Annotated in this window: 15 protein-coding genes; 4 read left to right on the top strand and 11 right to left on the bottom strand. The window is 39.4% G+C overall.

Going from position 1 to position 13,297, the window contains the following annotated elements:
• Positions 1 to 169: 169 nt before the first annotated feature.
• Together ACR2F7_RS13280 and ACR2F7_RS13275 are read right to left on the bottom strand one after the other, a co-directional pair.
• A complete protein-coding gene (locus tag ACR2F7_RS13280) occupies positions 170 to 724 on the bottom strand; it encodes a hypothetical protein (RefSeq protein WP_432714039.1) in 555 nt (184 codons plus the stop codon).
• Positions 725 to 755: 31 nt separating this feature from the next.
• Entirely contained in the window at positions 756 to 1,562 is an 807-nt protein-coding gene (locus ACR2F7_RS13275) for a metallophosphoesterase family protein (protein WP_432714038.1), read from the bottom strand.
• Positions 1,563 to 1,696: 134 nt separating this feature from the next.
• Here ACR2F7_RS13275 and ACR2F7_RS13270 point away from each other — a divergent pair, with 134 nt between their 5' ends.
• Positions 1,697 to 2,356 (top strand): HAD family hydrolase, encoded by a 660-nt coding sequence (locus ACR2F7_RS13270; RefSeq protein ID WP_432714037.1) that lies wholly within the window; start codon positions 1,697 to 1,699, stop codon positions 2,354 to 2,356.
• 7 nt (positions 2,357 to 2,363) lie between these two features.
• Here the strand turns inward: ACR2F7_RS13270 and ACR2F7_RS13265 are convergent, their stop codons facing one another.
• Complete coding sequence (locus ACR2F7_RS13265; RefSeq protein ID WP_432714036.1) at positions 2,364 to 2,687, bottom strand: 4a-hydroxytetrahydrobiopterin dehydratase; 324 nt, start codon at positions 2,685 to 2,687, stop codon at positions 2,364 to 2,366.
• 136 nt (positions 2,688 to 2,823) lie between these two features.
• Here ACR2F7_RS13265 and ACR2F7_RS13260 point away from each other — a divergent pair, with 136 nt between their 5' ends.
• Positions 2,824 to 3,048 carry a CDGSH iron-sulfur domain-containing protein gene (locus tag ACR2F7_RS13260; protein WP_432714035.1) on the top strand — a complete coding sequence of 75 codons (225 nt, stop codon included), beginning with the start codon at positions 2,824 to 2,826 and terminating at the stop codon, positions 3,046 to 3,048.
• Positions 3,049 to 3,118: 70 nt separating this feature from the next.
• Complete coding sequence (locus ACR2F7_RS13255) at positions 3,119 to 4,387, top strand: Hsp70 family protein (RefSeq protein ID WP_432714034.1); 1,269 nt, start codon at positions 3,119 to 3,121, stop codon at positions 4,385 to 4,387.
• An 8-nt stretch (positions 4,388 to 4,395) separates the two neighbouring features.
• Here ACR2F7_RS13255 and selD read toward each other — a convergent pair whose 3' ends face one another.
• Genes selD through ACR2F7_RS13215 form a run of 8 tightly spaced genes read right to left on the bottom strand, consistent with a single transcriptional unit; the run spans position 4,396 to position 12,125 of the window.
• On the bottom strand, positions 4,396 to 5,436 hold the full coding sequence (gene selD, locus ACR2F7_RS13250) for a selenide, water dikinase SelD (protein WP_432714033.1): 1,041 nt from the start codon (positions 5,434 to 5,436) through the stop codon (positions 4,396 to 4,398).
• Positions 5,437 to 5,445: 9 nt separating this feature from the next.
• Entirely contained in the window at positions 5,446 to 6,492 is a 1,047-nt protein-coding gene (gene mnmH / locus ACR2F7_RS13245; protein WP_432714032.1) for a tRNA 2-selenouridine(34) synthase MnmH, read from the bottom strand.
• A 46-nt stretch (positions 6,493 to 6,538) separates the two neighbouring features.
• Positions 6,539 to 7,477 (bottom strand): hypothetical protein, encoded by a 939-nt coding sequence (locus tag ACR2F7_RS13240; RefSeq protein WP_432714031.1) that lies wholly within the window; start codon positions 7,475 to 7,477, stop codon positions 6,539 to 6,541.
• Between the two features lie 10 nt (positions 7,478 to 7,487).
• The gene (locus ACR2F7_RS13235) at positions 7,488 to 8,597 is read right to left on the bottom strand and encodes a hypothetical protein (protein ID WP_432714030.1); all 1,110 of its coding nucleotides are present in this window, start codon (positions 8,595 to 8,597) and stop codon (positions 7,488 to 7,490) included.
• A gap of 9 nt (positions 8,598 to 8,606) precedes the next feature.
• Positions 8,607 to 10,424 (bottom strand): endonuclease, encoded by a 1,818-nt coding sequence (locus ACR2F7_RS13230; protein WP_432714029.1) that lies wholly within the window; start codon positions 10,422 to 10,424, stop codon positions 8,607 to 8,609.
• A 43-nt stretch (positions 10,425 to 10,467) separates the two neighbouring features.
• Positions 10,468 to 10,884, bottom strand: a complete 417-nt coding sequence (locus ACR2F7_RS13225; protein ID WP_432714028.1) for a hypothetical protein — start codon at positions 10,882 to 10,884, stop codon at positions 10,468 to 10,470.
• Positions 10,884 to 11,198, bottom strand: coding sequence for a lipocalin family protein (locus ACR2F7_RS13220; RefSeq protein ID WP_432714027.1), 315 nt, complete (start codon positions 11,196 to 11,198; stop codon positions 10,884 to 10,886). Before ACR2F7_RS13220 ends, ACR2F7_RS13225 begins: the two co-directional genes overlap by 1 nt.
• 6 nt (positions 11,199 to 11,204) lie before the next feature.
• The gene (locus ACR2F7_RS13215) at positions 11,205 to 12,125 is read right to left on the bottom strand and encodes a zinc metalloprotease (RefSeq protein WP_432714026.1); all 921 of its coding nucleotides are present in this window, start codon (positions 12,123 to 12,125) and stop codon (positions 11,205 to 11,207) included.
• Between the two features lie 296 nt (positions 12,126 to 12,421).
• On the opposite strand from ACR2F7_RS13215, the gene ACR2F7_RS13210 reads away from it, so the two are divergent.
• On the top strand, positions 12,422 to 13,297 hold an 876-nt coding region (locus ACR2F7_RS13210; RefSeq protein ID WP_432714025.1), incomplete at its 3' end, for a c-type cytochrome.

Here is a 13,297-nt window from a genome sequence, read left to right as displayed (position 1 = left end):
CCTTCCAAAGGACATTATGATGTTTTTGAAAATAAACACAGGCTTGGGATAGTGTATAAAGATCCTGAAAATGGTAATACATGGTGCAGCAAAGACGCCCTGCCCATGGAATTAATCAATATGATTGGAGAAGAAATCGATGCTTATGAACAATAATAATACTACTCACTTATAAGTGAACACGTATCCCTACGCCTAATTTAAAAATATCGGCAAGAGATATTGACCCTGCATTTTTATAATAACTAGTTAAATAAAGCTCGTTTGTATTGAATTCGGAGTAAAGGCTAATACCTTTAATTTTAGACGTTTTAAAAACCTTTAGCGCATCAAGCTTTACCTCTGTACTCAATGATAGATGAGGACGTAGAGCTGTAGACCACCAATAATAGCCGTCTTCATAGGTATCTTTGTCCCAGTAAAAATCAAATTGTTTTCCAAAATGATAAGTAAAAAAGGCGCCTGGATTTACTGGGAACAAGCTCACCCCTTCGGCTAGCTGAATTTTGAAAGGTCTATAAGCAAATTTAGCACTTAAAATATGTAGTTGCCCTCCTCTGCTTTCTGGAACATACCCATAGTTAAAATCTAAGCTTCCCCGTTTGTTCTTAAAAACAGGGTAGCCAATACCTACACTAAAAAAACCAATACTTCCGGCATGCTGGATCACAATATCTTTGGGCACCAGAATTTCTGGAACTTGCGCTGCAGCTTTGTTTACCATTAGCAAGCAAAGCAAGCTAAATAACAAGCCTTTAGTATTCAATATTTTCAAACGTAAGCTTTCCATTCAGGATTTCGATGAGTACAAATTTTCTTTTTTCAATTCCAGTAGTAACGATATAGGGTATCGTGTGCTGATTACCCGGATAAAACAGATTGTAGGCATGTTGATGCGCATATAATGCTGCCAGGGTATTCGGAGATGTATTAATGATATTGATGTATTTGGCCTCCAGACTCCTGTCAAAGTCACCATCACCTGGTGGAACATGAGCAACAGCTATATAAGCCTCTACCCCAGTTTCTGGTGAGAATTCTTTTTTTAACCATTCCAGATCGGGCACATTTCCAGAGAAAGATGTTTCCCTGCTATTGGTATTGTGGCAAACAAATTTTACACCCTGATAAACAAAGGAGTAATTTAACTCTCCATACATCCTTTTAAAGGCCTTTTCTCCAGTTGCTACTAAATCATGGTTGCCAATAACACCCAGATAAGGACGCTGTAATTTAGAAAAAACCTTGTCTACCCATTCCATTTCCTGTGAAAGACCAAAATCAGAGATATCACCTGCCAAAAGTACAAAGTCAATTTCTGGTATTTGATTGATGACTTTAACCAGATCTTCAGCATCCTTATAAGAACGCTGGCTATCGCCGGTTAAAATAAACCTTATACGGGCATCGCCCTGTTCTTCCTGCAAACGTTTTATATTTCGCTGATTAATATCCCGGGGCGTATCACCACTGAAATATTGATTGGGACTATATTCGAAGCCTCCACAACCCATTATCATCAATAACAGGATCGGGATGATAACTGTTATTCTGTTCCGCATATCTCTATCATTTTATGTAGACAAATCTGCCCAAAATTATTGACTAAAAAGAAGTATAAGTCAAAATAACGTAAGAATAGACACTGTGGTGATATAAATATTCCTGCTCAGCTTATGAATCAGTAACTTGCAGGATGAATAATGAAATTGCAGTAATATTTGACATGGATGGTGTCATTTGCCATACTAATCCTTACCATTCCCTGGCCTTCAGGGAGTTCTTTTCCACTCGTAACCTTGCACCTACTGAAGAAGAGTTTGAACAACACATGTACGGTAAAAGCAATAGCTATATCATGAGTCACTTTTTGAAAAGACCAATTCAGGGAGATGAACTTTTACAGCTCGAAGAGGAAAAAGAAGGCTTGTTCAGGAAAATTTATGAGCCCCATATTGAACCAATAGCTGGCATCATTCCTTTTATAAATGATTTAAAAGCCAACGGGACTAAAATTGGCGTGGCAACTTCCGCTCCTTATGCTAATCTTGACCTTATTTTAAGTAAAGTACAGATCCGTGAAAAATTATCATCCATTATGGCCAGTGAGAACGTCAAAAGTCACAAGCCAGATCCGGAAGTTTATTTAACTTCAGCCCGCAACCTTGGCATTTCGCCTGCTCAATGTGTTGTTTTTGAAGATTCCTTTTCTGGTGTTACGGCTGCCTTAAATGCCGGAATGAAAGTGGTAGGTGTACTCAGCTCACATCGTAAAGAAGATTTACCTCCATGCGACCTTTACATTAATGATTATGAGGGATTATCTTATCAACAGATCATTTCGCTAATTAAATAGCAGCGAATTAGGGGCTTAACAAATCATTTATACCCAGCAAGCCATCAATATCCCTGGCCATCTTCCTGTCTTTTTCAGTGATGAGGTGGCCTTCATCATGTGTACTTAACCATATTTCTACCTTGTTCCACTCGTTAGCCCACTTGGGGTGATGGTTGCTTTTTTCTGCCAAAAAGGCTACCCTAACCATAAAGGCAAAGGCTTCGTTAAAATCCTTAAAGATCACCGCTTTGTAGAGGCGGCCATCCTGTTCTTCCCATTGTTTTTGAATGATATTATCCATGACATCAAATATAGTTGATGATTTAATAGCCGAAGCTGTACTTTTCACAGCTTAAATTTAGAGCAAAATTTAATGCTATTCAAAAATAATTAGCAAAAGCTATGCTCTTTTTCACTACTAAAATTACCGATTAATGCGCCAAAATGGACATATTGTTATAGCTTTGCCGAAATTTAAAAGATAAATGTCGAAAACAAAACTTACAATTAACAATAACGGGTCAGTTAAAATTGATGGCGATTTCGAAATCGTAGACAGAAACGGTAATGCTTACGGTTTACAAGGAAGAACAGTATTATCAATATGTCGTTGCGGACTGTCTAACAACAAACCATTTTGTGATGGTGCCCACAATGGTCATTTTGAGCATGAAGCTATTGCTTTTGATCTTCCTCCAAAAAAAGTTTAAACCAATTTATTGAAACCACTAACGCAAGTTAGTGGTTTATTTAATTCGCTAATCCACCCACCCTTTTTTAATGAAGAAGTTTTTATACGGAATTGATTTTGGAACAACCAATTCAGCATTATCTATTTTTGATGAAGAGAAACAAGAGATTCTTACAACTATCCTTATTCCTTCCTTAATTTACTTCCCTAACCAAGTTAGCAGCGATGGTACGCTGAATTATGTGGTTGGCGAAACAGCTATATCCTCTTACCTTAGCGATGGTATGGATGGGCGTTTTATCAAATCTATCAAACAGATCCTGTCAAAAAGTAGTTTTACGGAAACACGCATTCAAAACAAGAGGTATACAGCATCAAACCTGGTTGCCTTAATTTTAAAAGAACTTAAGTCGCGTGCAGATGAAATTATTGGTTTTGATTGCAAAAAAGCAATAATCGGTCGACCAGTATTTTTTGATGACGACAGCTCACAGCAAGATGTGCTGGCACAAACCAGGTTAAGTAAAGCAGCAGAATTATCTGGTTTTACGGAAGTGCGCTTTCAGTTTGAACCTATTGGGGCAGCCTTTGCCTATGAAAAAACACTAATAAAGAAAGAGAATGTTCTGGTAGCTGATCTTGGAGGGGGAACAACAGATTTCACTTACCTAGTTTTAGACCCCGAAAAAGTAGGCAGCAGCAACAGAACTGACGATTTAATGGCTACAGGTGGTATTTACATTGGTGGTGACAGCTTTGACTCGGCATTTATGTGGGAAAAAGGTACGCCCTATTTTGGTAAACATACACAATATGAAGCCACACCAGGGAAAGTGCTCACTGTACCGAAATCACTTTTTGCCAATATCTGCACATGGGATAAAATGAACTTCTTTAATGGCCTTAGGATCAAGAAAGATATAGAGAATTATTATTATTTTTCTGGCAATGATCCTCAGTTCAAAAACCTGATCACCTTGATAGATAACAACCTTGCTTATTCGGTTTTCCAGTCTATTGAAGAAACTAAAATTGGGCTCTCTAAAAAAGATGTTACCCCTTTCAGTTATGCCAACATGGGTATAGCTATTCAAGAAGATATAACCATTGACCAATACAATGAAATTATCCATAAAGACATTCAAAAGATCAGTACCTATCTGGATGAGTTTATGGAGAAAAATAACATCAGAGCTGATGAAATTGACAGTCTTTTTCTAACTGGTGGCACATCATTGGTTAGGGCTATTCAACATCTATTTAAGCGCAAATTCCCTAACGTAAAAGTGAACACTGGCGACAATTTCACCAGTGTATCAAAAGGTTTAGCTTATAGCAGCTATCTGTTTGACAATTAATTGAATAATTAAATTACCTGAATGAGTTGATCACCATTTTGCGCTGTAAGCCTTCCAAAAGAAATTGCAGGTAAACCCTGCTCTTTTAAAAGCTGCTCAAAACTTGTGGACCCCTCTTCTGTTACCGCAACAAGGAGGCCTCCACTGGTTTGAGGATCTGCCAGAATAAATTTCTGCTGTTCGCTTACAGGGCCTATTTTATCACCATAACTCTTCCAGTTACGTTGAGTGCCACCGGGATAACATTCTTGAGCCAGGTAGTGCGGAATGGATGATATGACTGGCACTTTATCAAATTCAATGACGGCCGACAATCCACTGCCCAGGCACATTTCGGTTAAATGCCCTAACAAGCCGAAGCCTGTAACGTCAGTCATGGCTTTAACACTTTCTATCTGGGCAAAAAGAGCCCCTGCTTTATTGAGCATAACCATACTTTTTAAGGCTATGGCAGCATCTTCAGCACGTAATATCCCTCTTTTTTGAGCGGTAGACAAAATGCCAACACCCAAGGCTTTCGTGAGGTATAAGCGACAGCCTTCAAGGGCGGTAGAGTTTTGTTTCAACTGTGGAATATTGATTATTCCATTGACCGACAGTCCAAAAACGGGTTCCGGACAATCGATGCTATGGCCACCAGCAAGTGTAATTTCTGCTTCTGCACAAATTGATCTTGCACCTTCCAACACACGACTTGCCACTTCGGGTGCTAGCTTTTCTATAGGCCACCCCAATATAGCAATGGCTAAGACAGGCTTACCACCCATAGCATACACATCACTAATGGCATTTGCCGCAGCAATACGACCAAAATCAAAGGCATCATCCACGATGGGCATAAAGAAATCTGTGGTAGAGATGAGTGCCGTACCATTTCCTAAATCTAAAACTGCAGCATCATCACGTTTATCGTTACCTACTAAAAGCCGTGAATCAGGTATGGCAGGATTTGTACTGTGTAATATTTTGTCTAAAATAGCCGGACTGATTTTGCAACCGCAGCCCGCACCATGAGAGTATTGTGTTAGTTTGATGTCTTCCAAATTCATATTTTTTATTTACACTGTAACTTTTGCCGATATTGTATTGGCAAAATCTATGAGTTGTTGAGCAATTGTAGTTAAACTTTCTTGCTCCCCGGTCACGTATGGAAAAATGAGTTCTTTATTCCTTTTTGCCAGTCCGTTAAGATAGGTCTTATCGTAATAATAAACGACCAGGCGAATAAAATCGGCCATGCGACCTTCTTCGAGCGCAATGATGGCATTTTTCGTTTGCTCAGGCCCCAGCCTTTTACGGATACGTTCCGTACAAGCAATGAGGAAATCTTTCTCTAAAGATCCATATTCTTCAACAAGTGCTGCTATTCGCTGCTCCAGAGGCACGTTCAAGCAGATAACGATGGTATTGCGCATCTGGTTGAAAAAACCATGAGGTATGCAGCGTTTGCCAATGGTTAAACTTTCATCTTCTACCCAAATTGCTTTTTGCGGGTCAAACTGACTAAGCAGATAGGCCAAATCGTTTTCAAATTGCTCTTGCGTAGGTTGAACCATACGGTTGAGTGTACCATAAGAAGATCCCTGGTGCTGGGCCAACTGCTCGAGGTCTACCACTTGTTCCTTTAGGATATAAAGTTCCTTTAGCAGCTTAGTTTTCTGGGCGCCGGTTTTTCCGCCGAGTACACGCAGTTGAAAAGTGTGGTTAAACTGATCCAATGCCCAGGTCCGGTAAGTTTTATAACCTCCGGAAATGAGGTATACTTCAAAGCCATACAAATCCAGTGCCCATGCCATGGAACCACTTCGCATACCTCCACGCCAGCAATGGACCGCGATCTTTTTGTTAGGCGCAATTTCTAGCGCTTGTTTGATATATCCTGCCCATTTATGTCCCGTAAGTTCAAAGCCGAGTAAAATAGCCTGCTCTCTCCCTTGTTTTTTATAAGTGGTACCCACGGCCACTCGTTCTTCATTACTAAACAAAGGAACATTGAAAGCGCCGGGAATATGCCCTTGCGCAAATTCTGCAGGGGTACGGACATCAATTAAGGAAACCACCGGTTTTAACCTTATATAATCGCTAATTGTTATCGTATGCACCATAAATCAACCTTTTAAACAAAGATACAATTCCCTTTGCCCAATGTGCTTATTTTTGAATACTGATCGTTGCCAGCCAATATTGTTGTTTCCTTAAACCCTGTAAGGGATCTGATCCATAATTAAATGAAACACCAAAAGCAATGCTAACCGGTGAAGTGGAGAAATAATAATCCACACCGGTAGTGAGTAAATGAGTAAAATCCTCTCCTATAGAAGTAGAATTGACAACAGCATATCTGAGTGTATAATCAACTGCAGCTTGCCAGGTTTTTATGGGTTCAACCATTCTTGTAGCAGGGATTCTTGTTTTATTTCCCCCCACACTATATTGAAACTTTAGCAGAGGTCTTAAAATAGTGCCATTATCTAAAGACTGGGCAGCGGAAAATTGATGCTGTAGTTCAACTGCGGGTATGATAGACAACAGGTTGATCAGCTTCCTGTTGCCACTAAGGGTATAGGTATTGAGGTTAATCCCCTTTAAACCAGAACGAAATGGAATCACGTCCATCGTAAAAACAAGCGAATTCACCGTATCCATAACATTCCTGGTGTACTTGAAAGTAGGTGTAAAAATTAGCTGTGAATACGCCGTATTTCTGTCGTTCATTTTGATTTTTGTCCGTAGTTCAGTAGAAAAACCTGTCTGCCAGGTGTACTGTTCTTCTTCTACAAGTGTATTACGGTGGTACTCTCCTATAATTTTCCCCCTGAGCATTAAACCTTGGGTTATACCAACATCAAAAAAGGGAATTCCTAATGCACCATCTATCAAGAAAGAATCATCAGCATCTTTTGGTAAGGTAAATTGAAATTTAACAGGTGCTGTTCTGGGTGTGGCCGATCCAAAAGACTCTCTTAGTTCAACGCTTTTTAGCATTTGAGATAAAAATGAGGTATTCACGTTGTCTTTCTGCGCATAGAGAAGCAAAGGTGCCAAAAACAACACCAATGTAAGGAGTAATTTGACCATGCTTACTTTCATCGAAGTAGATTTATTTAGGTATTATGTCTTCTATAAGTTTTAAACAATCTCCAACCGTTTCACAATTTTCTATATCACTCAGTTTTACGTCTGCATCTTTCTTGTATTGTTTAACAAGTTGATCTAAAAGGTCTGCTAGAAACTGAAAGGAACCAGCAGTGGGCAATAGATTTGCGAGTTCCATATCTTCACTTAAATATCGAGGGTCCTCATTCAGCTGCCCACCTGCAATCAAGATGCTCTTTTTAACCCTATGCGCTAATGGAGCCTTCAGTTTTTTGTGTTCCAGCAAAAGCGCTAGCTTCTCCTGTTTATTTACTTTGGCATGTTCAATTTGTTCGCCTTCAAAAGGATAAGCCTCAGCAGCCATCTGCTTATCTTCTTCAGAAAGATCTACATTTTCCTCCACATAACATGGGGATGAGGTGCCACTTAAAAACATCCAGTCAGGGAAAGCATAATGCATAATAGACTTTTTATCATGTGGCGAATATGTTAATCCGCCGGCAGGCATTTTCCGCAGGTTAAAATCCACCTTTTCTTTAGACCAGTAATTTGGCGGACCAGCGAGGTAATCGTACACGGTTTCCCAGTCGAAATCACAGTTTGACACTGGCGATTGGTGCTCATGATGAAAACCTAAGGCATGTCCAAATTCATGAAGTACAACGGTTTTGTAATTTGATGGCAAATCAGTATCGAAATTCTGCAGGTTTAAAGTGATTTCCCCAGGAAGCACAATTTCAGGGTCAAGGCTATCTTTTCCAACCAGCGACCAATAACCCGGATGCTTAAACCCTACCCTTATATGGGAAACATCGCCTTCAACCCACAGCCTATACTGTTCTGTGGCAGGGTCATAGCCAAAATCAAACTGTATATTGGCATATTTACTCCACTCAGCGGCCGTTTCAGCAATTTTTTGATGTAGCGACACGTCCCCTTCCTTAAAACTTACCTGCACCGCTTCAACATCCCAAATCAAGAGGTCTTCAAAGACAAGTTCCGTTAAATGCCCTCCCAGTTGATCAGGAAGCTCATTTTTCCTATTTCCGTCTCTTTCTTCCATCCGCGTTATAAGGTAATCTGGATAGCCTTCTATAATTGAAATATTTTCCATAATAACACCTTAAACATTAAAATTGATCGATTGTATCAGTTCCGGAAAATCTATAAAGGGATTTCTATTCCCTTGAATAAGTGAGATCTCATGGTTACGGTGTTTTTCATATAAAGTTACTGGTTGTTGAGCAGCCCAGTTTTTAAGAATCTCAATCTCTTTAGGTTTATATATTTTGATCACTCCCGGATACCTGACCAGAAAATAGAATACAGCCCGGGCAACGATGCCTTTATTATGCTCAGGCTCAAATAATTCATCCTGTACATAACCGCAGGCAGATTGTTCTTTATCGTCTAACGGAGTTAACTCGGGCTGATAAGCTGGAAATTCATGGTAAGGAAAATCATTGCGGAAAGAATTACAGCTTGACTCGCAAGCAAATAAATGATGCAGGTCGCCACGCATAGGTTCTTGCTTTTTAAACCAGGATTGGCAGATGACATGTTCACAGTTATAAGGCATTGCGGATTCCAGCTTCTCTACAGCCTCATTGAAGGCAGATAAGCCAAGAGTTTTTTCGTTTTTAACCAACTCTATAAATTGGAGTTGTCTGTCAATATCAATCTTTTGATCGGCAAGAATAAGTTCCTGTGTTGTAAAATCTTTATTAGAGTAAATACTTTTAAGCTGCCCATCAGGGTGCAAATCCACATTAAGGTATAGGTATTTTGATGGGTTATATTTAGGTGCAGCCGTATGCGTTAATTCCAATAAGGCATGTAATTCATTCACTGAGGCATGCTCCGGATCTTCCAGATTGCTGTAATATCGTTGCTGTTGCTCTACATCCTGAGATTTTGGATAATAAGTTTCATTTTCTAAATCTGCAATACTGATCCCCATTGATCTGCGGATGTCTTCTAAATCGGTGAGTGGCTTAAAATAATTTAAAAGAAAAGGATAAGTGTGAGCGGCAACAGTAGTCATATCATAAACAATACTACTCACCCTAACCCCTTCATTTTCAAGCCAATCAACCTGCACTTCTCCTTGAGATTTATCCCATATTTCTCCTGCTAGATTTAATATCTTGCCATCTATATTATACCTTGGAATGCCGGCATGGTGTACGGAAACCACTTCCCACTTGTCATTGAATACCGGGGCACCCGAAGAGCCACTTTTTGTGTCGGTAACATACCTGATGAATTTTGGCAACGACAAGTTGGTAATTTCATTTTGCCGGATAGCCACTTTTTTGATCCGCCCATCTGGATGCTGTATGATGGAAACATAATTTCCTTCTTTCGTTTTACCCAGGTTAGGATTTAACTTCAGGTAATTGAATTCATCAAGAAAACCTAGACCATCAGTAGACCTGTCTTCTACCCATACAATCGTATAATCTAACTCTTCATTGGTATAAAACATTTTGGAACTATTGAAACGGAAGAGCTTGGAAGGCAAAGGGAGGTCATCTGTTCCATTCTCATAATTAAACTCGGCAAAAGAGTAAGTGGCATAGGCTAAAGTGGGCAAAACATGGTTATTTGTGATTAATATTTGAGGGGCAATCAAAAATCCTGTACCAAAGCCTTCATCGCCTTGTGCATCATTGATATGAATACGGCAAACAGACTTCGCTGCAATAGTGCCTTTCTCCAGGTAATTGACATCGAGTGTATCATCACCTTTAATGACTCTTTCGCGTAACTGGCGGTCATTAATTAATTCGGTAACTTTTAAGTTATGTGCTTTTAAGTAATTATGAACTTGTTTGGGATGTATAATAGTTTTTACAGCCCCTAAATCCTCACCTGAATGTAATTGAAAACGTTGTTTAGTTTTCTCAATTTGCTCAATAAACCTATCAAATGTTTTCATTATAGCATTTATTTAATCATTAATTTCCAGGTAAGGAATTGCTTTATTTAAGTAATTCTTCTACCAGTGCAATCTTTTCCCTGATGCGGATTAGCTGTTGCGTAGCAGCACCAGTCTTTAAAGATTCTTGACCTACAGGCTTTTCCACAACCATCTGACTAGTTTCTTCCTTCAATTCACTTACCAATTTCAACACCAGAGACCTTTCGGAAATACTGAGTTCTTTGAGCCGGGGCAATACCAGGATCAACACAATAAAGATCGATGCTAAAATGAAATAGGGTAATGCTTTTTCATTGCCTGAAGTGACAACAGGTTTTATATTTGTTTTAGCTGTTGTATTCGTTTGGGCCGCCTGTTGATTTAATTTCTCCCGGTTAATGTTCACTTGAAGCACTAAGAATCCGGCAACAAAAATACTTAAGGGGAATATTAACCAGATATATTGTATATTTTTCATCACTTCCCTTTTTTAAGGATCAAAACCTCAGGCGTAACTTCTTTTATAGGATAATTTTGTTCAGTCCCATCATCTAACCGGAGCATTAACTGATCATCTTCAACTTTCCATGTTCCATTAACAGGTGCAGGAATATCGTTGTTACCGATTTGAAAGTCTACTAAAGCACCATTTTCTTTAATATCAAGCTGTGTTCTTCCCCTGGCTCTTTTTAAAGTATATCCAGCAGGCCGGTAAACCATTTCATTTTCTGTATCTTCCTCAAAGGCGTGTGTCCACTTTTGATACAGGTGTTTAGGATCCAGTTCTGCCATACAAGTTTAGGTTTGTTGGTTAAATAAGGAAGCCCTAGGGCCATTAAGCACGGCGTTCATTCTGGCAGCTTGCCCTTCAGTAAACATAAACATAGCTTCGTCATCCACATAGTCCATATAATTCATAAACATATCACCATGTGGGCCATTATCGCATGATATCGATGGAAAACTAGGTTTTTCATAATTTGGTCCTAGCTGGTTCGGTGTATCTTCTACATAGTCAGAATCAGAACAGCTGTTGGCACGGCCATCACCAAAAATATGGGAGAGGTTAAAGTAATGCCCTATTTCATGAGTTGCCGTTCTTCCCGCATTAAAGGGAGCAATTGCACTACCCTGTGTGCCAAAAGCACGAAAATCAATAACCACTCCGTCAGTCTCTGGAGGGCCTCCGGGAAACTGGGCATAACCTAAAATACCAGAGCCAAGGCTGCAAACCCAAATATTCAAATAGCTGTCGGTAGACCAGGCAGAATGCCCACCCTGGTCCGTAAATTTCATGGCATTATCCGTTCCAAAAGAAGCAGTTTCTGTGGCTGTTCTAGTGATTCCGTTGGTTTCATTACCTTCCGGGTCAACTTTTGCCAATGCAAATTCAATAGAAGCATCTGCAACAAGCCTCTGCCAAACCTCAGGAACCTGGTCAATATCAGCATTCTGGGCCCTGAAATCTTTATTCAAGACCTCCATCTGGCTAAATACCTGCTCATCGCTGATATTTTCCTCTTCTGCATGATAGATCACATGCACAACAACGTGCACAATAGCAGGCTGGCTAACTCTAAATGTGCCCGTGCTTTCTAAAAGAGAAAAAATATCATTTTCTATCGCAGCCTGTGCCCTTCTGTATTCGGGGAAAACTTCTACCTGCCGGTTAAAGACTTCCATGGTTGCGCAATGCCTTAATTTAATGCCGTCTGCCATAATATTATTTTTAATTTAAATTTTTGGCGTATTTAAAAAATAGAATTGATTTTAAATTTACTATTGTATTTATTAAGAATAGACAATTGAATAAATTATTATTTATCAGCTATTTAAATGATAAACGCCTAAATCAGAATCAAAGTATGATCGTGTAAAGGATTCAAACAAATCATTAAGGGTCAACAATTTAATGGAAATAAATTACTTCAAATAAAATGTTTTAACGAACTTAATATCTAAATATATTCCCTTCCTATCTCCGTTTTAAGATCTAAGTAACATGATTGAAGCATATGAAACGAGTTCGCAAACCCCTGATTTTTATTGTATTGATTTTATTCGTTTTTCTGGTCGCAACACTCGGCTATGTTAAATTAGCTTTGCCTGATGTAGGTGGTGTTACCGATCTAAAGATTACCCTTACCCCAGCGCGCGTTGAAAGAGGTAAATACCTGGCTAACCATGTTTCGTCCTGTATAGATTGCCACTCTAAACGCGACTGGGAGAAATTTGCCGGACCAACCACCACCTCTACTATTGGTGCAGGAGGAGAAAAGTTTGACCATACTATAGGATTTCCAGGTATTGTTTATTCCCCAAATATTACCCCTTATCATTTGAAAGACTGGACCGACGGTGAGCTTTTCAGGTTGATTACCACAGGTGTGACTAAAAATAACAAAGCCATCGTCAATATTATGCCTTATCACAATTATGGAAAAATGGATAAAGAGGATATCTATGCAATCATTGCCTATATTCGTACGCTTCCATCCAAAGCCACCCATACACCTGAGCGGCAGTTGGATTTCCCTTTAAGCCTCCTGGTGAATACCATTCCTAAAAAGGCGGAGTTTCAAACCTTACCTCCAACTACAGATACTTTAAAATACGGCGCCTATCTAGTCAATGCCGCAGCCTGTGTGGATTGCCACACGAAACAAGATAAAGGCAGCAATATTGAAGGCCTGGAGTTTGCTGGAGGCAGAGATTTTATTATGCCCACTGGCACGGTTTATTCCAGCAACATTACGCCTGATCCTTCTACTGGAATAGGTAATTGGACCAAGGAACAATTTATGGAAAGATTTAAACATTACGATCCTAAAAATCCGTCTGTACAAGTTAAAAAAGGTCAGTTTCAAAGCGTGATGCCCTGGATCATGTAT

Origin of the sequence: Pedobacter sp., assembly GCF_045628745.1 — a bacterium.
GTDB lineage: Bacteria > Bacteroidota > Bacteroidia > Sphingobacteriales > Sphingobacteriaceae > Pedobacter.
Note: the sequence above shows the minus strand (reverse complement) of the source record. Positions and strands in the feature narration are given on the sequence as shown.

Bases quoted from the DNA above. Each gene is read 5' to 3' on its own strand.
- ACR2F7_RS13280 (WP_432714039.1), bottom strand. From the start codon at position 724: ATGGTAAACAAAGCTGCAGCGCAAGTTCCAGAAATTCTGGTGCCCAAA.
- ACR2F7_RS13275 (WP_432714038.1), bottom strand. From the start codon at position 1,562: ATGCGGAACAGAATAACAGTTATCATCCCGATCCTGTTATTGATGATA.
- ACR2F7_RS13270 (WP_432714037.1), top strand. From the start codon at position 1,697: ATGAATAATGAAATTGCAGTAATATTTGACATGGATGGTGTCATTTGC.
- ACR2F7_RS13260 (WP_432714035.1), top strand. From the start codon at position 2,824: ATGTCGAAAACAAAACTTACAATTAACAATAACGGGTCAGTTAAAATT.
- ACR2F7_RS13255 (WP_432714034.1), top strand. From the start codon at position 3,119: ATGAAGAAGTTTTTATACGGAATTGATTTTGGAACAACCAATTCAGCA.
- selD (WP_432714033.1), bottom strand. From the start codon at position 5,436: ATGAATTTGGAAGACATCAAACTAACACAATACTCTCATGGTGCGGGC.
- mnmH (WP_432714032.1), bottom strand. From the start codon at position 6,492: ATGGTGCATACGATAACAATTAGCGATTATATAAGGTTAAAACCGGTG.
- ACR2F7_RS13240 (WP_432714031.1), bottom strand. From the start codon at position 7,477: ATGAAAGTAAGCATGGTCAAATTACTCCTTACATTGGTGTTGTTTTTG.
- ACR2F7_RS13235 (WP_432714030.1), bottom strand. From the start codon at position 8,597: ATGGAAAATATTTCAATTATAGAAGGCTATCCAGATTACCTTATAACG.
- ACR2F7_RS13230 (WP_432714029.1), bottom strand. From the start codon at position 10,424: ATGAAAACATTTGATAGGTTTATTGAGCAAATTGAGAAAACTAAACAA.
- ACR2F7_RS13225 (WP_432714028.1), bottom strand. From the start codon at position 10,884: ATGAAAAATATACAATATATCTGGTTAATATTCCCCTTAAGTATTTTT.
- ACR2F7_RS13220 (WP_432714027.1), bottom strand. From the start codon at position 11,198: ATGGCAGAACTGGATCCTAAACACCTGTATCAAAAGTGGACACACGCC.
- ACR2F7_RS13215 (WP_432714026.1), bottom strand. From the start codon at position 12,125: ATGGCAGACGGCATTAAATTAAGGCATTGCGCAACCATGGAAGTCTTT.